The organism is Staphylococcus sp. EG-SA-15 (genome assembly GCF_017151895.1).
GTDB classification, from domain to species: Bacteria; Bacillota; Bacilli; order Staphylococcales; family Staphylococcaceae; genus Staphylococcus; species Staphylococcus aureus.
Genome location: NZ_JACVZN010000014.1, coordinates 19,771 through 40,529, shown reverse-complemented (window position 1 = coordinate 40,529; position 20,759 = coordinate 19,771). Strand labels below are relative to the sequence as shown.

The window sequence follows — 20,759 nt, the reverse complement described above, 5'->3', positions numbered from 1 at the left end:
AAGAATAAAGACTTGGTCGAATCGTGGATGATATATTATCAAACGCACGGCTCGAACAAGTCTTTTTTATTATGTCTTCGTTATCTTTGTATGAAGGAATAACAGAATTACAATTAATGTACTGAATAATGCAATTAATGTTGTGATTAGTGCTAATTTAATTTCTATTGGTAGCCAAGTCAGTACAAAAGACCAATTATTGCTACCGAGAATGAGATATGGTAATGCATATAATATGAGCGCTAAAGCGATACATATACATAATGATAACCAACTCAATACAGCAATCCGTTTTGATCTACGCAAAAGAATTTGACCATGGCGCATTTGCCAAGCACGATAAGCTGAGAATATAAATGCTAATAAAATAAGTGTTGTCATCAAAACGGTAACAATATTAAATTGATCTTTATATTGATTGAGCATAGACGCAACCGTCGAATATCGCTTGTGATTTACAATTTGTGTATTAAGATGCTCAACTAATTTGGGTACATATTCCGAATTTAGATTTGCAAGTACAACAATTCCATAATTTTGTTTTGGATTTAGTAAAATAAATGATGAAAAGTTATCTAGCGTTCCTGAATGAAACACTAAATGTTCATCATTATTGGTAAACCAGCCGGAAGCATATGCATTGGCATTAGGTTCACCAATTGTTGAAGATAAATTTTTATGTGATTGTTGAACTAATGATTTGTATTTATCAGGTGGATTAAGTTGGAATTTTATCCAATGTTCCAAATCTTCAGTTGATGTCATCATATATGCTGATGGTGTATCCCAAAGGTTAAATTCAGGTTTAGAGACGACAGGTGTCGAACCTTGTAATTCATAGCCAATAGCATCATGTTTTGATTTGTAATTGGTTTGTTTGAATGATGTATGTGTCATATGCAAAGGCTTGAGCCATGAATTTGTAATATATTTTGTATAGGATTGCTTCGTAACGTTTTGGATAATTAAACCTAATAAATCATAGTTCATATTTGAGTATTCAAATTCTTCTCCGGGCTTATGATGTAATTCATCACCCATAATTGCACGGGTTACATCATTTAAACGATTATTTTTATTTGTTACGGCGTCTTCGCTTGTAATATCACTAGGTATACCACTTGTTTGAGCCAAAAGTTGCTTAATCGTAATAGTTTCATTTTGACCATTATAGTTCATTTTAAAATGAGGCACATGTTTGGATACGTCATCATTTAAGTTTAATCGACCTTCTTGAGCTAATTTTAAAATTGCAAGACCTGTGAAAGCTTTAGTATTAGAAGCAATTTCATACTTTGTTGTGGGAGAAGCTTTGACTTTTTTATCAACATCTTGATAACCATAACCTTTATTTAAAAAAACTTTGCCATTTTTTACTATTAAAATTGATGCTCCAGGAATGTGTCCCTTTTGTAAATCATGCTCGATAATTTTATCTATTTGTTGTTGCGAATCATTGGTTAACCGTGTCTTCGTATTGCTATTTAATGTTATATATATAGCAATTGAAATGGCGACTAAAATGATAATAGAAATGGATAGAAAATACAGTTTTTTAGTAGTCATAAACGTTCCTTTTTATATGTTAAATTTACTTAAGTGCCTAATGAGATTTATTTTATTATACCAGTTCTATTGAATAAATTAATTAAAGAGGTATATTTACCATTATTTTTGACACCTTATATGTTAATAGGTGTATAATTACATAAAAAATATTAATTAACTCTCTATACTTTTTGGAAAGATAGGCGTATAGTGATATCCATCAAAAACTATAAAAAGGAATAGGAGATTATGTTCAATCAATTTAAAAGACTTATTATAGGGCAACCTAAAAAAAACAGAGAACTAAAAGACGAAAAGATATCGAAGTTTAAAGGGTTAGCGATTCTTTCGTCGGATGCATTATCTTCAGTGGCTTACGGTCCCGAACAAATACTGATTACATTATCAGTAGTGGGTGCAGTTGCAACTTGGTATACTTTACCGATTGCAGGTGCTGTTCTGATCTTATTAGCTGCTTTAATTATGTCTTATAGGCAAATTATTTATGCATATCCTAAAGGTGGCGGCGCGTATATGGTGTCCAAGACCAATTTAGGAGAAAAATGGGGATTGCTTGCAGGAGGCTCATTATTAGTCGATTACATACTGACTGTCGCTGTTAGTATATCATCTGGTGCTGATGCATTTGTTGCTGCATTCCCAAGTTTATATGGGCATAAAGTACTGATTGCATGTTTACTTGTACTTTTTATTTTAATATTAAATTTACGTGGTTTAACTGAATCTGCCACCGTATTATCCTATCCAGTATATCTTTTCATTATAGGGTTAGTGATATTAATATTTATAGGTACTTTCCGTGTGGCGACAGGAGATATTCAACCACATATGCATGCATCAGTAGGAACTGCGGTTCCTGGAGTAACATTATTCTTGCTATTAAAAGCATTTTCATCAGGGGCTTCATCATTAACAGGTGTTGAAGCTATTTCAAATGCGGTAACCAATTTTAGAGAACCAAGTGCTAATAATGCTGTAAAAACGTTAATTGCTATGGGTTCAATTTTAGCGTTTTTATTAGTTGGTATCGTTGGTTTAGCATATGTTTATGGAATTATGCCACAAACGGAAACGACAGTTTTATCACAATTAGCTATGCAAATATTTGGTGATAATGCTGCCTTCTATTTTGTACAGGCAACGACCGTGATGATTTTGGTATTAGCAGCCAACACTGGATTTACAGCTTTTCCGATGTTAGCGGCTTCAATGTCTAAAGATAAATATATGCCTAGAATGTTTACTGTTAGAGGTGATCGCTTAGGCTACTCTAACTCAATTATTATTTTAGGTGTATTAGCCATTATTTTAATTATTGTATTTGATGGTATGACTGAAGATTTAATTCCATTGTATGCGGTTGGTGTATTTATTCCATTTACACTAGCACAATTCGGTATGGTTATTAAATGGATTCATGAACGTCCTAAGAATTGGTTAAGTAAGTTGTCTGTGAACTTACTTGGTGGTATCGTGACATTTATTGTTTTTATGATTTTACTCATAACTAAATTTAGCCAAGTATGGCCGATACTTATTTTCTTGCCGTTCGTGGTGATTTTCTTCTTGAAAATTAACAAACATTATCGAGATATCGCAGAACAATTACGTTCTGACATTGATGTTCATAATGTAGAAGTAGTAGATCGTAATTTAGCAATTGTGCCGATAACAAGCATTACAACTGCAGTTGATAAGTCTATTTATTACGCACAAATGCTTGCAAATAATGATGTCATTGCGGTACATGTATCATTTGGAGATGAAGATGAAAAAGCATTCCAAGAGAAATGGAAGCGTCATTTCCCAGATGTAAGATTAGTTATTTTACACTCGGAATATCGCAGTATTATACGACCAATTTCACGTTTTATCGATAAGATTAATCGTAAAGCCAACGATCAAAACTATATGATTACAGTAGTGATACCAGAATTTATTACTAAGAAACGTTGGCATAATTTATTACACAATCAAACTAGTTTGCGTATGAAATTGTATTTAATTTATCAAAAGAATGTTAACGTATGTACAATTCCATTTAAACTTAAAAAATAGATTCTATAATCAATCGGATTGATGAAAGGTTATTTACTTTTCATCAATCCGATTTTTTGATGTTGAATATAAAAACCCCGTACATATGAGATGGTAATGACTTTGTCTCATATGTACGGGGGTGTTGTTATGTCTTGCTTAATGTTTGGACTGTAAAGACAAGACAATTTCGTTGTAATTGATATTTTCTCGAATTTGAGCTGCAACGATATTGTTGATTTTATTTTTGCGAATTAATTCATCTAAAAGATGACGTTGTAAGTACAATGCTTCCAATTTGTGGTTATGGAACATAGCTTGCGGTATGATTTGATTGCTGTTTTCTTGACGTTCTTTTCGACGTTGTGCACGCCACTTTAATGAGCGACTCATATCATAGTAATGATTAATGACTAAGCTAACTTCAAGTACATTTGTACTATTTTGTTCTTCTTTTAAGCGTAAAATAATATTGTGATTCACAATACGCATAATTTTTTGAACATCTTTGAATGAATTTTCAAATTCTTGCTTCTTAGATTCTTTATTTAAGGCTTTGTAGTGCTTCATCGCTTTAAGTCTAAGCCATAACATCTTGAAGAAGTTTGCAAATTTTTCAACAAATGAAGCAGTACGGTGTGTCTCTGTTAATTCGACAATATTGCGGTAATTATTAATATCCTGATATGTTGCCTTACCTTTATCAATTAAACGCTCAAGTGTAGATGTTTCGATTACTTTTGCAATATCTTCTAAACGTTTGAGTTCTTTTGTATTTTGATTATCAGGTTCTGAATTTAATAAAAATAATAATTCTCCATAGTATTGGTTTAAAACTGGGCGATAATTTGTATCGTTTTTGTCTTTTTTACTTTCGTTTTTAAAATGCTGGATCACTTTTTGAACAATGAAAATTTTGGCAGATTGATAAGTCATACCTTTAAAAGTAGTATCTTCGGCAGATGGTGTAATTAAAGGTAAAACAATTTGCGCTAAGATTAAACTAATTAATACCATGAAAGATGCAATAAACAATAAATCATTACGGTATTCGAATGCTTGTCCTTTTGTAATGATAAATGGTAATGTAAGTGCCATTGAAAGTGAAATTGTACCGTGAATACCACACATGGTCATAATAAATGCGTAACGCACACGAGAAGGTGGTGTTTCATGTGAATCATGTTCCTCGTCTAGATAAGATTGTATATTTTTCGGGAAATAAAAATCTTTGTACCAGAAATAAACCCAAACAAATCGACATGCATAAATTGCAATAGCGATTAATATAGTGATCAATATTAAAAATGAAAAGTTGTCCGGCTCTGTTTGGAAAATATCTATGACTACAGTAGGAATCATAAAACCTAATACAACAAATACAAAACCATTTAAGGCATAACTAAATGTGTTCCAAATTTGATGGTAATTCATTTGTAGTTCCGTTTGTGCTCTAATTAAACGGTCGCGTTCTAAACCATGGATTAGACCTGCGATTACAACTGCAATGATACCTGAAGCATGAACTTCTTCTGCTAAAAAGTATACGACAAAAGGAGTTAATAATTGAATAAAAGTTAAGGTATTGTTATCTTTTAAACCTTTATTAGCGGTTAAGTCTATACGTATTCTAACGACAACGAATCCAATAATTGCACCAATAAGTACACCTAGTATTGTTGAAATGATAAATTGTTCAACAGCTTGGAATAATGAAAAGGTACCAGTTACTAATGCAGTAACAGCAATTTTAAATGAAATGATACCTGCTGCATCATTGAGTAAAGATTCACCTTCTAAAATCGTCATAGAACCTTTAGGTAATAATTTTCCGCGTGTAATAGCAGATACTGCTACTGCATCAGTAGGACATAAAATTGCTGCTATTGCAAAAGCGGCTGGCATTGGTAAGGCAGGCCAAATCCAATGTATAAAATAGCCAACACCGACTACAGTTGCAAACACTAGTGCCATTGACATTAATAGTATAGGTTTACGATATTCTAATAATTTTGTTCGAGAGACGTGGGTACCTTCCACAAAAAGTAGTGGCGCGATAACAGCAAACATAAATACTTCAGAATTGAATTGGAAATCAACTTGTATTGGAATAATGAAAATAACGACACCTAATGCAATTTGAATAAAGGCAGTAGGAATTTGCGGGAATCGATTATTGATAACCGAACTAATAATCACAGCAAAAATAAAAATTAAAAATGCTTCTAATAGTGCCATACAATACTCCTCAAAATTTTAATAGTTAATATTTTATCACTTTTAAGGCATAATGACATAGATATATTGATAAAATGAAGTTATTTTCAAAAAACTCTAGTATCGGTTGAACTGATACTAGAGCGAGATGTTTAAATTATTGATTGTCATATCTGAAATGACCGCTGTCATTTTGTCGTTGTTCATACGCGAGCTTTTCAGCATTCGTTTTGTATTTTTTATAAAAGAAAAATAAAAATATAAACCAGAATGGCGAAATATAAATAGCTGCTCTTGTTTCGTCACTAAAGAATAATAAAATGAATACAAAGAAGAAGAACGCTAGAATAATGTAAGCAATAGGCTTACCACCAATCAACTTAAATTTACTGTTTTTATGTGCCTCAGGATGCTTTTTCAAATACATTAGATAAGCAACAATAATCATTGCCCAAACAACTAAAAACAACACAGTTGATAACGTTGTAACGTATATGAATAGTTGAATTGCATTAGGGAAAATGTAGTTTAACAAGGCTGCTATAAGTAATGCAATTGATGAAACTAACATTGATAAATAAGGCACGCCATGACTATTCGTTTTATTTAAAACTTTAGGACCTAACCCTTGTTGTGACAGTCCGAATAAGATACGACTATTCGAATAGATACCACTATTTGTAGCAGAGGCCGCGGCAGTTAGCACGACAAAGTTAACGACACCTGCTGCAAATGGTACGCCGATTAATGTAAAGAGTTTAACGAAAGGGCTACTATTTGGATCGATATCATTCCAAGGTATGACTGACATAATTACTAATAGACCACCGATATAGAATAATAAAATACGGATAGGTACATTATTAATTGCTTTCGGTAAGGTTTTTTCAGGATCTTTCGTTTCACCAGCAGTTACACCTATAAGTTCAATACCAATGAATGAATATACAGCAATTTGGAATGACATTAAGAAACCAAATGTTCCACCAGGGAACATGCCACCGTGACTGATTAAGTTTGTGAATGATGCATGTCCATAATGTGTTTTAAATGAGAAAAAGATTAATACAAGACCAACGATAACCATCGCAATAATTGTGACAACTTTAATAATAGAGAACCAAAACTCCAGTTCACCAAATAATCTGGCACCTAATAAGTTGAAGCTAATCAAGATTAAAACAATAAATAGCACGGTAATCCAATTTGGGACTTGTGGATACCAAAATGCAAAGTATTGTCCCATCGCAGTTAGGTCTGACATACTTGATACAATCCAACATAACCAGTAAGTCCAGCCAATGACAAAGCCACCAAAAGGGCCTAAATATTCATTTGCAATATCAACAAATGAATTAAATCTTGTATTGCTCAACAACAATTCGCCTAATGCGCGCATAAAAGCGAATAGTACAACCCCAATAATCATGTATGTGAATAACAGTGATGGACCAGTTAAAGATATTGTTTGACCTGATCCTAGGAATAACCCAGTTCCAATTGCGCCCCCAATTGCTATCAATTGGATGTGTCTGTTATTCAACTCTCTATGCAATTTTCTTGCCATAATTTTCCTCCTCAGGATAAAGCAAATAAAAAAGTTGTGTGTAAGCGTTTTCTTAATTATAAATACTAAAGAAATCCATTTAATAAAGCAATTATTTTTTTAAATATAAGAAAAAACATTTGATAGGCAAGGGTATGATAACTAAAACTTATCGATTTTTTGAAAAGATATAAGTTTTTATGCAAAAATATAAAATAATCATCTAAATGAAGCAGTTAACTATATATATTAGATAAGCTATGGCATAATAAATAACATTTTAATTTGAGTAAAGAAGGTATGGGTATGAAGATAGGGACAATCGCCGATTTGCATATTGATCGTCATAATAAAAAAACATCCGAAGATTACTTAGAGGCATTGGTTGAAATAGTTAAGTATAAGAAATTGGATATATTGTTGATTGCGGGAGATATCTCAAATCATTATCAATTGACGCACCAATTTATAACGCAATTGACAAAACAATTAGATATACCTGTGAAATTTGTTCCTGGAAACCATGATTTATGGGAAGTTGAAAGTATGACTACGCAAGACATTTGGAATAATTATAAGAGTATGTCACAGTGCTTGGTAGGAAAACCATTTATAGTAAATGAAGAATGGGCAATAATAGGACATACAGGTTGGTATGATTATAGCTTTGCAGCACAACGATTTTCATTAGCTGAGTTACAAAGAGGAAAACATTATGGTGCGACTTGGCAAGATAAAGAACGAATATCTTGGGGCATATCAGATCAAAATTTATCTAAAATAGCGGCTGAACAAGTGAAGAAAGATATATTAGAAGTAGGAAATAGACGAGTGATTTTAGTCACACATGTTGTGACGCACCCTGATTTCATTGTTCCTATGCCACATCGTATATTCGATTTTTATAATGCATTTATTGGGACAAGTGATTTCAATCCTTTGTATGCGATGTTCGATATACCATATAGTATTATGGGCCATGTTCATTTTCGTAAAAGTGTGATGGATGATGGCAGATGTTATCTCTGTCCGTGTCTAGGCTATCCAAGACAATGGCGTTCAGAAGATATTTACCAGGAAATAAATGAGACGATACAAATAATAGAAATTTAAAATGCGCAAACCTGACCCAGTTTGCGCATTTTATGTTTTACACACGCGAGTAATGTGTTTACTTACGTGTGTTTATTTTGTTGTTGATTTTCAATTGTATATGAATGTGGTTGCACATAAATGCACTTTCTTCCTGGTGAATTAAAGCTGTATTCCATTTTCTCTTTACGAATTTTAATAATTTGTTTGCGATTTGGAATGATGGCAGGTAAAACTAGGCCACGACGAATATGACTCCAAAGTGGATCGATATAATAGTAATAGTAATCATCGTACCCAATGAGTAACGTTACGTGAATATTTGAAACTTGTTTCGCTGGCTTGTTATCAAAGCGGAAAACACGTAGTAATGGTTTAGAACCAAGATTAGTATGGTATATTAACACAGGTTGACCTTGATCGATAATACCTTTAAGATCTTCTAAGGATTTACCAGTGCCGTCTACGATATTAGGATTGTATTTTTGTAAAAATGGTACATATGCTTCTGGAAATATCGTTTGATGATAATTGCCAAGCTTAATGAATAAGTGATGTCCAACATAACCTTTATGTGGATTGTTCGGATGTGTCGGCCAATGTCTCATAATTTCTGTAGCAGGGATATGTTGGTTATTGTATTGCAACATCATGGCTGCGGAAACACCTTCACACCCCATGACCATAGGGATAGGAAATAGCTGACTGATAGGTTTAACTGGTAATATTTTTCGGTTCATAATATAGTCCTCGCATTGATTCAATAAATATTTAATATAATTATATAGCGTCAATGCAAAATGTCCTAAACATATGTTTTACATGAGTGAATAAAATTAATGGAGTGATAAAATGGAATATCAATTACAACAACTTGCGTCGTTAACGTTAGTAGGTATTAAAGAAACGTATGAAAATGGACGACAGGCTCAGCAACATATAGCAGGGTTTTGGCAAAGATGTTATCAAGAGGGAGTAATTGCGGATTTACAGTTAAAAAATAATGGTGATTTAGCCGGGATACTTGGCTTATGTATACCTGAATTAGACGGCAAGATGTCATATATGATTGCAGTTACCGGAGATAATAGTGCTGATATTGAAAAATATGATGTCATAACATTAGCAAGTTCAAAGTATATGGTATTTGAAGCACAGGGCGCAGTACCTAAAGCAGTTCAACAAAAAATGGAAGAGGTTCATCACTACATACATCAATATCAAGCAGATACGGTAAAATCAGCACCATTTTTTGAGTTGTATCAGGATGGTGATACTACAAGTGAAAAATATATTACAGAAATTTGGATGCCTGTTAAAGGGTGATTGAATAGAAATGTCCTTGCTATGAAGGCGTAATTTTAGTTGAAGATTCGATCTCATAATTCATAAAGAAGAACCCTGACAAAGATAGATATCTTTGCTAGGGTTCTAATTATGTTGAAGTGTTATGCGACATGTTGCTTTTTAATCATTTTAAAGTAAATGATTTGTAGACTGACTAATAGAATGGCTGTAATGAAGATAATAATCATATATGGTGATGTATTAAATTCGCCTTTTAAGCCAACTAATGGTGCAACAGCGCCACCTAAGATAAATTGGAATAAGCCAAGTAAACTTGATGCGTTACCACTGCCACCTGTTCGTTCTTCCATAGCCATTGTGAAACCAAGCGGTCCAATTGACGTCACAGGACACACATTTAAGAAGAATGCGATGAGTAAGACCCAAAGTGGTAAATGGAATGTAAGTGTCAGGATAATTAAAGCAACACCTACCACTTGTATAATAGTTAAAATGATTAATAATATGTGGCGATGTAATTTTTCTACTAATAAAGCAACGACTTGACTGACAATGATTAAACCTACACCGTTAACAGCAAACATGATACTAAATTGTTGGGGTGTCATATTATACAATTTTTGAGTAATAAATGGCGATGCAGATGAATAACTAAATAGCATTACATAAGTTAAACCTTGTAATAGCATTGGAATAATAAATGCTGGTTTTTTCAAAAGACTTCCAAAATCTTTAATGACGCTACTAAAATTCACCTGCTTTAATTCATCTTTAGATGTTTTAGGTAATTGAGAAGCGACGCCAATTAAAATGATGAGTGCCACAATAGTTAAAATTGTGAAAATAGAACGCCATGTTGCTACGGATAAAGCTAATCCACCGGCTAATGGTGCAAGAATAGTGATGATGCCATTAACTACCATTAAAGATGCTAAAAATTTAGCGAGTGCGTTGCCACTAAATTTATCACCAGCAGAGGCTTTTGCAATCACGATGACGCCACCACCAGTTAAACCTTGAATAAATCGTAAAGTTAAGAATAATGGCAATTGATCAACAAACATAGACAAACCTGATACCAAAATGAAAATGATCAAAATGGATACAGCAATCCGTTTGCGACCAAAAGCATCGGATAAAGGTCCAAAGATAAATTGGCCTAGTGCAAGACCAATCATTGTGAATGATAATGTTAATTGAATTTCTGATGTAGTAGAACCAAAATCACCTTGCACTTTAGGTAATGATGGTACGTACATATCTATAGTTAGTGGGCCAAAAGCGGTCATGACGCCTAACGTAATTAGCAATAAAAATGAAAAATGCTTCGTTTTGGTTTTCGTTGATTGCATGATCAGACTCCTTTAAATGATATAATTATATAAATTATATACGTTTTGTGTGTATTTGTATGTAGTTAGAATACAAGTTTATATAAAAAATCCCTATACTCTTAATGCATCATCACGAATAACGTAGTGATACAGATAAAGTATAGGGAATTAATGTTTATCATCAAAGCAGGTGTAATAATTAATTAGCGCCACCATTGTCATCTTTAAATAAGCTTTCTAATTTAGATTTAATACTGTCGAATTTTGTATTAATATCATTTAACATGCTTTCAATTTTACCTTGGCTTGCATTGTTTTTAAGTGCATTATTTGCCTCTGTCAATTTGTTGATTTGGTCTTGATAAAATTGAGTTAGCTTAGAATCAGCTTTGTTTTGTTCTTGCTGCTTCAAGTTGTCGATTTGATTTTGTAAATTTTTAATAATGTCATCAGTTTTTTGGTTGTTTTTAATATTTTCTTTAGCATTATCTACTTGCTGGTTAATTTGGCCGTCTTGATTTTCAACTTGTTTTTTATAATTTTGAGAGACTTTAGGGTCATTACTAACTTTATCGCTATCATTGTTAAGTAAGGCGCGTGTGACAAAAATAGCGACAATAATTAAGAGAATGGCAATAATGATATATAACCATTTTTTTGAACGGCGGGATTTCTCGTTTTCTTCTTCAAGAATTTGTTCTCTTCGATAATCTCTACCATTATAGTATCGTTCCGGGTGTTCTTCAGGATCGCCTTTAGCATATTGTTGTCTATACGATGCGTCTTCAGATTGACGACGATGATTTTGGTTTTGATTGTCGTATTGATATGAATCACGGTATTTATCAGTTCTTTTCATGGGTTTCACCTCATTCAAGTTTTAACTGCAAATAATAAAGCTGATGATTTACTTTGACATTATTGTAATTTCAGAATACGAGCAATGTCAGTTGCAGTGTTTAATAAATTTTGTTCGCTATTTTGTAGGACATCTTCTAAAGTGCTAGGTGAAGAGATTATAGAATAGGCACTATCAATACCGAAATCGTAAACATGTTGATAATTTTCGCCTAGACTGCCACAAATCGCGATGACAGGAATATGATATTGTTTTGCAGCTAACGCAACGCCTACGGGTGTTTTACCAAAGATGGTCTGATAATCCATGCGTCCTTCTCCAGTAATAACGAGGTCTGCATCTTTAATTCTTTGATGAAAATCTGTAATGTCAAAGACGACATCAATACCTTTTGTTAAAGTTGTCTCACAAAACGCTAATAATGCTGCGCCCATACCGCCAGCTGCACCAGAACCTGGTATTTGATTAACGGACTTTCCTGTGCACATTTTTATCTTATCATGATAATGCGACATTGCGAAATCCAACTTTGGTATCATCTTTGCATCAGCGCCTTTTTGAGGACCATAAATATAGGTAGCACCATTTTCACCCAATAAAGGATTTGAAACATCACAGGCCACTTTAAAGGTCACCTCTTTTAATCGCGAATCTAGATTGGTTATATCGATTTGTGCAATGTGAGCAAGATTAGCACCATTCATTTGTAATAAGTCCCCGTTTACATCAGTAAACTTTACGCCTAGTGCACTTAGCATACCTGTACCACCATCATTTGTTGCACTGCCACCAATCCCTAAAATAATGGTCTTAGCACCATGATTTAATGCATCTTTAATTAGTTCACCGGTACCATATGATGATGTGTATAAAGGATTACGTTCCTCTTTTTCTAATAAATCCAAACCTGACGCTGCCGCCATTTCAATAATTGCAATTTGTTGTTCGTCTGCGCGTGCATAACATGCTTCAATAGGTCGCATTAAAGGGTCATTAACGATGACTGTATACTTAGTGGCACCTGTTGCATGCATTAAAGCATCTGTGGTACCTTCACCACCATCAGCCATCGGAATGATATCATAATGAAGGGTATTCCCATAAACATTAGTAAATGCCTGTTTTATAATATTGCCAACTTGCTGTGCGGTCATACTTTCCTTAAATGAGTCAGGAGCGATGACAATTTTTTGTAATTGCATAGTAGACATCCTCTCATTACTGTTGTCGCTCTTATTGTATATAAAATTACTAGTGAACTAAAGTAATCTCTATAGTGCTAATGAGTCACGCGATAAATCAGTTACATTATAATGGCGTATAAGGATGAGAGGAAAGAGACTAAATTTGCTGTGAAAGGGTATAAAGGTTGAAATAAGTAAATTTGAAGTGAAGCGGATTGGCTCGCATATTCGAGTATGTTGGAGAACGTAGCTATACATATATTTTGATGTTGAGGAGTTACACATATGAAACTAACACAAACGCATGCTGAAATTTTAAAATTTATCATTGTTGGCGGCATTAATACGTTAAATTATTATGTTGTCTATTTATTGCTGTTAAAATTATTACACATTGAATATATGATTAGTCATATTACCGGATTTCTAGTCGCTTTTATGATTTCGTATTATTTGAATTGTTATTTTGTTTACAGGGTAAAACCTACTTGGAGAAAATTCATTAGTTTTCCAATTACGCAGATTGTCAACGTAAGCTTACAAACAGTTTTATTATATGTTTTTGTATCCTGGCTAAATTTGCCAGCGGAAATTGCGCCATTTGCAGGTTTAGTGATTACGATACCCATCACATTTGTATTATCTAAATGGATTTTAAAAGATAGTAATTAAAGTAGCGTAAACCACTAAAAAACGCTTTATTCGAACTTTAATATTGCGTGAAATATAATAAATAAATGATATAATATAATGGTCGCCTAACATCTCGGGCGTTACTTTAACGCAGAGAGGAGGTGTATGATGGATGTTCAATTTATTAATTAACATCATGACTTCAGCTTTAAGCGGCTGTCTTGTTGCGTTTTTTGCACATTGGTTACGAACGCGCAACAATAAAAAAGGTGACAAATAACCAACACCTAAATAAATCCCCTCACTATGGCAGTAGTGAGGGGATTTGGTGTATTTAGATGTTCAATTTATTATGTAATTAATTATAGCATTGATAAACAAGGTGTGCAATGTATTTTGTAATATTACAATAAATGAATTTAATTATATTAGAATTAAGTATTTCGAAAAATGATTTAATAGTTGAGTCATAGGATCATTAGATAAAGCGAATAATCAATTATAGGGACATTGGGATACAAATCAATGTACTAGACTCTACAAGGCTATACTCAGGGACCCAACATAGAGAATTTGGATCCACAGTTTCTACAGACAATGCAAGTTGGCGGGGCCCCAACACAGTAGCTGGCGGAAAGTCAGCTTACAATAATGTGCAAGTTGGCGGAGTCCCAACATAGAGTTTTACTCATGTATTCCTATTTTTAAGTACATATTAGCTGTGGCTAAGGATAAAGAATCATTACATAATAAATCATTAGTGGCTCTTTATCATTTCTGCCCCATAACCTTGTGAATTTTTAAAAGAAATGTGTCACAAATCCACGCGACATTGATAATCGTTATCAACTAATATATGATGTACTTGTAATAAGTATTAATTTTTAACAAATAACAAATTTATATTATGTATATCATCCAGTGAAATAAATAATATAAGCGGCTTAATTTAGATTATTAATTGAAAGGAGTTACATATACGATGAACAATCAGACAAATTGGATAAAGATACTCAGCGGATTTGCTTCTGATAGTAAATGGAAAATTATGTTATCAATTTTGTTGTCTATCATCAGTGTCTTTTCTGGATTAGTTCCTTATTGGGCAGTATTTAAAATTATTTTAATGATGATTAACAATACATATACGATTAATTCGATTATGGTTTATATCTTTATTGCTTTAATCGCTTATATTTCACAAGTGTGTTGTTTTGGAGCGTCAACGATGCTATCACATATTACGGCATATGAAATTTTATCTGAAATTCGTAAAAAATTAGCTCAAAAATTAATGCGTCTCCCTTTAGGCGTAGTGGAATCTAAGAAAATAGGTGAATTAAAAAATATATTTGTCGATAAGGTTGAAACAATAGAATTACCTTTAGCACATATGATTCCTGAAGTTATAGGAAACTTACTTTTGTCAGCTGCTATCTTTTTATACATAATGCTCATTGATTGGCGTATGGCTAGTGCCTTATTAGTAACGATACCAATTTCAATTTTCGCTTTTAAAAAAGTTATGTCTGGATTTAATGAGACATATGCTGAACAAATGAAATCGAATAATTATATGAATAGCGCGATTGTAGAGTTTATCGAAGGCATTGAGGTAATTAAAACATTTAATCAATCTCAAAGTTCATATAAAAAATATAAAGATGCAGTAGATAATTATAAGATTCACACTTTGAATTGGTTTAAAAATACATGGGGGTATATGAATTTAGGAGCTAGTGTATTACCTTCAACATTTTTAGGGATTTTACCGGTCGGCATGTATTTGATATCTATCAACCAATTAAACTATGCGGAATTTTTCCTATGCATCGTATTATCTTTAGGTGTAGTAGCACCGATTAAGAATTTTACTAATTATGTAAATCATTTAAAGTCTATACAATACGCATTAACTGAAGTGAATCAAATATTAAGTCTAGAAGAGTTAGTATTGTCAACAAAATTTAAGAAGCCTCAACATTATGAAATTGCTTTTAATAATGTTGGATTTTCATATAACAAAGATAAGGACGATCTGGTCTTTAAGCATTTATCATTTACAGTACCAGAAAATAATTTCACAGCTATCGTCGGGGCATCTGGTAGCGGTAAGTCAACCATTGCCAAGCTTATATCACGATACTGGGATGTGACTTCAGGTGAAATTACGATTGGCGGTATAAATATAAAAGATATTGAATCGAAACAACTTAACGATTTAGTTGGTTTTGTTGGACAAGATAACTTTTTATTAAATCTTACTTTTAAAGAAAATATTAAACTTGGCAATCCAGAAGCTACGGATGAGGCAGTTGAAAAAGCTGCCAAGTTAGCACAATGTCATGAATTTATTGAAAAGTTGCCAGATGGATATGATACGAATGTTGGTACAGTGGGAGATAAATTGTCTGGTGGTGAAAAACAACGAGTCACTATTGCAAGAATGATATTAAAAGATGCGCCTATCATTGTATTAGATGAAGCGACTGCTTACGTTGATCCAGACAACGAACAAAAAATTCAAGAAGCATTAAATGTGTTGACGCAGGATAAAACATTGATTGTTATTGCACATCGGTTATCTACGATTCAACATGCAGATCAAATTATTGTTTTAGGTAAACAACAAATTTTGGAGAAAGGCTCACATCAATTGTTGCTAAAATTAGAAGCTCATTACAAAAATATGTGGGATATGCATATGCATACAAAAGATTGGGGAATCAATACTGGACATAATTAAACTAATGAGAAAAGGAGGTCAAATATGTTTCAAATTACATTTAAAATTTTAAACTGGATAAGACCATATAAAGCAAGAATGATTTTAGGATTTAGCATGTCATTTTTAAATGCTATTTTTATTGCGTTACCTATCTTTTTAGCTGCAAAAATATTTAATAATGTGCTATCTCATAAACCTATTTATATGAAAGATATATTGAATGTTGTAATTATCATGGTTTTATTAGTGATTGGACGATTTATTACAGCATATTTCAAAAGCAAAAGCCATGAGAGCATCGCTTATGAAATGAGTGCGAAAGAACGTTTAGATATAGGGGATAAATTGAAAAATGTAAGGTTAGGTTATTTTAATTCGCATCATTCAAATGAGTTAACAACAATAGTAACAACAGATTTAACCTTTTTAGAAAACTTTGCTATGAAAATGGTGGACGTTGTTGTTAATGGATACATATTAATTACAGTACTCATATTGTCTCTACTTGTAGTTTCGTGGCAAGTATCATTATTAGCATGCATTGGCGTATTACTATCATTTTTTGCGATTCAATTATTAGAAAGAAAGAGTCGACAAAATGCGCCAGCGTATCATAATGTACAAAACCAATTAGTGGAAAAGGTATTGGAGGTTATTCGTGGTATTCAAGTAATAAAATCATTCGCGAAAGAAAATACGAGTCTTAAAAGTTTTAACCAAGCAGTCAATGAAAGTAAACGTATAAATACAAAAATAGAAATGCAATATATCCCATTCAATTTATTGCATTTACTTAGTTTAAAAGTTGTTTCAATAATGATTGTATTAGTTGCATGCTTATTATATATGAATCATAGTATTGATTTACCTACCCTTATTATGATTTCAATTTTTTCATTTGTGATATTTGATAGTGTTGAAAATATTAATAGTGCTGCACACGTACTTGAAATGATAGATATGACGATAGATGATATTGAAAAGATAAAAAATGCTCCAGAACTGGATGAGAATGGAAAAAATTTGACGATTAAAAATGAAAATATCGCTTTTCAAAACGTGAATTTTTCATATGATGATAAACAAGTGATAAAGAATGTGAATTTTGAGATACCTACACAAACATCAACAGCAATAATTGGACCTTCAGGAAGTGGGAAATCTACATTATGTCACTTACTCTTGCGCTTTTATGATATCGATGATGGAAATATTCGCATCGATGGTGTTGATATTAAAGATATGACATTAAGTACGTTAATGTCGAAAATTAGTGCAGTATTTCAAAAGGTGTATTTATTTAATGATACGATTGAAAATAACATATTGTTTGGCAATCCAGGTGCAACGAAAGAAGAAATTATTCGTGCAGCGAAGCAAGCATGTTGCCACGACTTCATCATGTCATTACCTGAGGGATATCAAACAATGCTAAATGAAAAAGGTAGTAATTTATCTGGTGGAGAAAAGCAAAGGATTTCTATTGCTAGGGCGATATTAAAAGATGCACCAATAATTATTTTAGATGAAGCAACTGCAAGTATTGACCCTGAAAATGAACAGCTGATTCAAACGGCAATTAATGAATTAAGTAAAGGCAAAACAGTAATTACAATTGCACATAAAGTTGAAACTATTAAAAATGCAGATCAGATTATAGTGCTCAATGAAGGTGAAATAATTCAAAAAGGTAGTCATGATGAATTAATTCGAAAACCAGGAATGTATCAAGACTTTATAAGAATAAAAAGTAAATCAGCAGGCTGGAAATTATAAATAATAGTTTAATATGGAATCAGAATTTGGAAATAAAAAGGGTGATAGATAATCAACAGCAAAATAAATCCCCTCACTAGGGCAATAGTGAGGGGATTTGGTGTATTTAGATGTTCAATTTATTATGTAACTAATTATAGCATTGATGAACAAGGCGCTCAACGTAATATTACAATTAATGGATTGTTTCACAAGATGGTAAAGCTAGGATGTCTTTTTATTAAGAAATAATGCAATTATTAATTTTAACTGACATATTTTATCGAATCGCTGTTTATATCTGCCCGAATTCCTTAAGAAGTCTTAGTCATTTCAATAGCAAGGTCAAAATTTTGCCAAAATTTATAGTTATACTGAGAAGTTTAAATTCATGTTTTCTTGAAAAACATGCGCCTTAAATGTAAACTTATTAATTATAAAAGTTTACATTCGGATTGAGGTGCTTATTTTTTATGAGGATTTTTATTACAAGTACGAATACTGATGTAGGCAAAACCTATGTTACAAAGCATTTATACCATGCTTTGAAAACACGTGGTCATCGAGTTTGTATTTTTAAACCATTTCAAACTGAGGAACGCCAAGACGGGACGTTTCCAGATTTAGAAGTATTTAAAAATGAATGTGATTTAAGCTATGACATAACGTCACTTTATACTTTTAAGCAACCTGTATCACCACACCTTGCATTTAAAATGACAGATCAAATTTTTCTAAATAAGCAGCGTGTATTAGATAAGGTAAAAGTTTTAGATAAGGAATTTGATTTTATCTTAATTGAGGGTGCTGGGGGAATTGCCGTACCAATATATGAAGGTACAGATGATTTCTACATGACTAAAGATCTAATCAATGATTGTGCAGATTGTGTCATCAGTGTGTTGCCATCAAAATTAGGTGCTATTAGCGATGCCATTGTTCACCAAGATTATGTTAATCAGAATGTATCGGCGAGTAATTTTTTAATAATGAATCGCTATACAGACAGCTATATTGAAAAAGACAATCAAATTACGATTGGAAAATTAACAAATAAAACAGTCTATACATTTGAAGAACATGCCACGTATGAAAATTTCTCAGAAGCATTTTTAAAACAATTAATAGGAGTTAAAAATGAATTACACACAACAACTTAAACAAAAAGACTCAGAATATGTTTGGCATCCATTTACACAAATGGGTGTATATAGCAAAGAAGAAGCAATCATCATTGAAAAAGGAAAGGGTAGTTACCTTTACGATACGAATGGCAATAAATATTTAGATGGTTATGCATCGTTGTGGGTCAATGTGCATGGTCATAATAACAAATACTTGAATAAGGTAATTAAAAAGCAACTCAATAAAATTGCCCATTCTACGCTGCTAGGATCATCAAATATTCCGTCAATAGAACTTGCGGAAAAATTAATCGAAATCACGCCAAGTAATCTAAGAAAAGTATTTTATTCTGATACAGGCAGTGCGTCTGTTGAAATCGCAATAAAGATGGCATATCAGTATTGGAAAAATATTGATAGAGAAAAATATGCCAAGAAAAACAAGTTTATAACGCTAAATCACGGTTATCATGGGGATACGATTGGTGCGGTAAGTGTTGGTGGTATCAAGACCTTTCATAAAATATTTAAAGACTTAATATTTGAGAATATTCAAGTAGAAAGCCCATCTTTCTATCGCAGTAATTACGATACTGAAAATGAAATGATGACAGCTATTTTAACGAATATAGAGCAAATTCTAATTGAAAGAAATGATGAAATCGCAGGGTTTATATTGGAACCGTTGATTCAAGGTGCGACAGGCTTGTTTGTTCATCCTAAAGGCTTTTTGAAAGAAGTCGAGAAATTGTGCAAAAAATACGATGTCTTATTAATTTGTGATGAGGTAGCAGTTGGTTTTGGGAGAACTGGAAAGATGTTTGCATGCAATCATGAAGATGTTCAACCGGATATTATGTGTTTAGGTAAGGCGATTACTGGTGGCTACTTACCACTTGCAGCTACATTGACATCTAAAAAAATATACAATGCATTTTTAAGTGATTCGCATGGTGTGAATACCTTTTTCCATGGTCATACATACACCGGAAATCAAATCGTTTGTACGGTTGCATTAGAAAATATAAGACTTTATGAAAAACGTAAGTTATTGTCACATATTGAAACGACATCATCAACACTTGAGAAACAGTTACATGCGCTGAAGCGTCATCGAAATGTTGGTGATGTAAGAGGACGAGGCTTAATGTTTGGAGTTGAATTAGTTACAGATAAAGATAGTAAAACGCCGTTAGAAATTGAAAAAGTTGAACGTATTGTACGTAATTGTAAAGAAAACGGGCTAATGATTAGAAATTTAGAAAATGTCATTACGTTTGTGCCAGTGTTAAGTATGTCAAATAAAGAAGTGAAAACGATGGTACGTATTTTTAAAAAGGCAGTACATAACATTTTAGATAGGAAGTGTTAAT

The 20,759-nt window shown here is 32.7% G+C and carries 17 protein-coding genes; 10 read left to right on the top strand and 7 right to left on the bottom strand.

Features of this window, described 5'->3' with window-relative positions; translation table 11 throughout:
- Positions 1 to 69: 69 nt before the first annotated feature.
- Complete coding sequence (locus IDG64_RS07910; protein WP_000208565.1) at positions 70 to 1,566, bottom strand: serine hydrolase FLP; 1,497 nt, start codon at positions 1,564 to 1,566, stop codon at positions 70 to 72.
- Between the two features lie 231 nt (positions 1,567 to 1,797).
- On the opposite strand from IDG64_RS07910, the gene IDG64_RS07905 reads away from it, so the two are divergent.
- On the top strand, positions 1,798 to 3,627 hold the full coding sequence (locus tag IDG64_RS07905; protein ID WP_000483051.1) for an APC family permease: 1,830 nt from the start codon (positions 1,798 to 1,800) through the stop codon (positions 3,625 to 3,627).
- A gap of 138 nt (positions 3,628 to 3,765) precedes the next feature.
- Here IDG64_RS07905 and IDG64_RS07900 read toward each other — a convergent pair whose 3' ends face one another.
- A complete protein-coding gene (locus IDG64_RS07900; RefSeq protein WP_001185687.1) occupies positions 3,766 to 5,844 on the bottom strand; it encodes a cation:proton antiporter in 2,079 nt (692 codons plus the stop codon).
- Between the two features lie 136 nt (positions 5,845 to 5,980).
- On the bottom strand, positions 5,981 to 7,390 hold the full coding sequence (locus IDG64_RS07895) for an amino acid permease (protein ID WP_000101538.1): 1,410 nt from the start codon (positions 7,388 to 7,390) through the stop codon (positions 5,981 to 5,983).
- Between the two features lie 285 nt (positions 7,391 to 7,675).
- Here IDG64_RS07895 and IDG64_RS07890 point away from each other — a divergent pair, with 285 nt between their 5' ends.
- On the top strand, positions 7,676 to 8,482 hold the full coding sequence (locus IDG64_RS07890; protein WP_000690196.1) for a metallophosphoesterase: 807 nt from the start codon (positions 7,676 to 7,678) through the stop codon (positions 8,480 to 8,482).
- A gap of 62 nt (positions 8,483 to 8,544) precedes the next feature.
- Here the strand turns inward: IDG64_RS07890 and IDG64_RS07885 are convergent, their stop codons facing one another.
- A complete protein-coding gene (locus IDG64_RS07885) occupies positions 8,545 to 9,201 on the bottom strand; it encodes a C39 family peptidase (RefSeq protein ID WP_001080281.1) in 657 nt (218 codons plus the stop codon).
- Between the two features lie 112 nt (positions 9,202 to 9,313).
- Here IDG64_RS07885 and IDG64_RS07880 point away from each other — a divergent pair, with 112 nt between their 5' ends.
- On the top strand, positions 9,314 to 9,787 hold the full coding sequence (locus IDG64_RS07880) for a GyrI-like domain-containing protein (protein ID WP_000456489.1): 474 nt from the start codon (positions 9,314 to 9,316) through the stop codon (positions 9,785 to 9,787).
- A 122-nt stretch (positions 9,788 to 9,909) separates the two neighbouring features.
- Here the strand turns inward: IDG64_RS07880 and IDG64_RS07875 are convergent, their stop codons facing one another.
- The 3 genes from IDG64_RS07875 to IDG64_RS07865 all read right to left on the bottom strand — a co-directional run bounded on the left by IDG64_RS07875 (position 9,910) and on the right by IDG64_RS07865 (position 13,164).
- The gene (locus tag IDG64_RS07875) at positions 9,910 to 11,121 is read right to left on the bottom strand and encodes a putative multidrug effflux MFS transporter TcaB (RefSeq protein WP_001192075.1); all 1,212 of its coding nucleotides are present in this window, start codon (positions 11,119 to 11,121) and stop codon (positions 9,910 to 9,912) included.
- Between the two features lie 181 nt (positions 11,122 to 11,302).
- Positions 11,303 to 11,962 (bottom strand): membrane protein, encoded by a 660-nt coding sequence (locus tag IDG64_RS07870; protein ID WP_000831298.1) that lies wholly within the window; start codon positions 11,960 to 11,962, stop codon positions 11,303 to 11,305.
- 59 nt (positions 11,963 to 12,021) lie between these two features.
- The gene (locus tag IDG64_RS07865) at positions 12,022 to 13,164 is read right to left on the bottom strand and encodes a glycerate kinase (RefSeq protein WP_001176863.1); all 1,143 of its coding nucleotides are present in this window, start codon (positions 13,162 to 13,164) and stop codon (positions 12,022 to 12,024) included.
- A 267-nt stretch (positions 13,165 to 13,431) separates the two neighbouring features.
- Here IDG64_RS07865 and gtxA point away from each other — a divergent pair, with 267 nt between their 5' ends.
- From gtxA to bioA, 7 genes are all read left to right on the top strand, one after another.
- Positions 13,432 to 13,818, top strand: coding sequence for a flippase GtxA (gene gtxA, locus IDG64_RS07860; protein WP_000779357.1), 387 nt, complete (start codon positions 13,432 to 13,434; stop codon positions 13,816 to 13,818).
- 133 nt (positions 13,819 to 13,951) lie between these two features.
- Positions 13,952 to 14,059, top strand: a complete 108-nt coding sequence (locus tag IDG64_RS07855) for a type I toxin-antitoxin system Fst family toxin (RefSeq protein ID WP_000482652.1) — start codon at positions 13,952 to 13,954, stop codon at positions 14,057 to 14,059.
- Positions 14,060 to 14,761: 702 nt separating this feature from the next.
- Positions 14,762 to 16,525, top strand: a complete 1,764-nt coding sequence (locus IDG64_RS07850) for an ABC transporter ATP-binding protein (protein WP_001064837.1) — start codon at positions 14,762 to 14,764, stop codon at positions 16,523 to 16,525.
- Between the two features lie 24 nt (positions 16,526 to 16,549).
- Positions 16,550 to 18,283, top strand: coding sequence for an ABC transporter ATP-binding protein (locus IDG64_RS07845; RefSeq protein ID WP_000486495.1), 1,734 nt, complete (start codon positions 16,550 to 16,552; stop codon positions 18,281 to 18,283).
- A gap of 230 nt (positions 18,284 to 18,513) precedes the next feature.
- The gene (locus IDG64_RS07840; RefSeq protein WP_001790576.1) at positions 18,514 to 18,681 is read left to right on the top strand and encodes a hypothetical protein; all 168 of its coding nucleotides are present in this window, start codon (positions 18,514 to 18,516) and stop codon (positions 18,679 to 18,681) included.
- A gap of 54 nt (positions 18,682 to 18,735) precedes the next feature.
- The gene (bioD, locus tag IDG64_RS07835) at positions 18,736 to 19,422 is read left to right on the top strand and encodes a dethiobiotin synthase (protein WP_001217916.1); all 687 of its coding nucleotides are present in this window, start codon (positions 18,736 to 18,738) and stop codon (positions 19,420 to 19,422) included.
- On the top strand, positions 19,400 to 20,758 hold the full coding sequence (gene bioA / locus IDG64_RS07830; RefSeq protein WP_001110064.1) for an adenosylmethionine--8-amino-7-oxononanoate transaminase: 1,359 nt from the start codon (positions 19,400 to 19,402) through the stop codon (positions 20,756 to 20,758). Before bioD ends, bioA begins: the two co-directional genes overlap by 23 nt.
- The last annotated feature ends 1 nt before the right edge of the window (position 20,759 follow it).

Coding starts and splice junctions, on each gene's coding strand:
- IDG64_RS07910 (WP_000208565.1), bottom strand. CDS start 1,566: ATGACTACTAAAAAACTGTATTTTCTATCCATTTCTATTATCATTTTA.
- IDG64_RS07905 (WP_000483051.1), top strand. CDS start 1,798: ATGTTCAATCAATTTAAAAGACTTATTATAGGGCAACCTAAAAAAAAC.
- IDG64_RS07900 (WP_001185687.1), bottom strand. CDS start 5,844: ATGGCACTATTAGAAGCATTTTTAATTTTTATTTTTGCTGTGATTATT.
- IDG64_RS07895 (WP_000101538.1), bottom strand. CDS start 7,390: ATGGCAAGAAAATTGCATAGAGAGTTGAATAACAGACACATCCAATTG.
- IDG64_RS07890 (WP_000690196.1), top strand. CDS start 7,676: ATGAAGATAGGGACAATCGCCGATTTGCATATTGATCGTCATAATAAA.
- IDG64_RS07885 (WP_001080281.1), bottom strand. CDS start 9,201: ATGAACCGAAAAATATTACCAGTTAAACCTATCAGTCAGCTATTTCCT.
- IDG64_RS07880 (WP_000456489.1), top strand. CDS start 9,314: ATGGAATATCAATTACAACAACTTGCGTCGTTAACGTTAGTAGGTATT.
- IDG64_RS07875 (WP_001192075.1), bottom strand. CDS start 11,121: ATGCAATCAACGAAAACCAAAACGAAGCATTTTTCATTTTTATTGCTA.
- IDG64_RS07870 (WP_000831298.1), bottom strand. CDS start 11,962: ATGAAAAGAACTGATAAATACCGTGATTCATATCAATACGACAATCAA.
- IDG64_RS07865 (WP_001176863.1), bottom strand. CDS start 13,164: ATGCAATTACAAAAAATTGTCATCGCTCCTGACTCATTTAAGGAAAGT.
- gtxA (WP_000779357.1), top strand. CDS start 13,432: ATGAAACTAACACAAACGCATGCTGAAATTTTAAAATTTATCATTGTT.
- IDG64_RS07855 (WP_000482652.1), top strand. CDS start 13,952: ATGTTCAATTTATTAATTAACATCATGACTTCAGCTTTAAGCGGCTGT.
- IDG64_RS07850 (WP_001064837.1), top strand. CDS start 14,762: ATGAACAATCAGACAAATTGGATAAAGATACTCAGCGGATTTGCTTCT.
- IDG64_RS07845 (WP_000486495.1), top strand. CDS start 16,550: ATGTTTCAAATTACATTTAAAATTTTAAACTGGATAAGACCATATAAA.
- IDG64_RS07840 (WP_001790576.1), top strand. CDS start 18,514: ATGCAATTATTAATTTTAACTGACATATTTTATCGAATCGCTGTTTAT.
- bioD (WP_001217916.1), top strand. CDS start 18,736: ATGAGGATTTTTATTACAAGTACGAATACTGATGTAGGCAAAACCTAT.
- bioA (WP_001110064.1), top strand. CDS start 19,400: ATGAATTACACACAACAACTTAAACAAAAAGACTCAGAATATGTTTGG.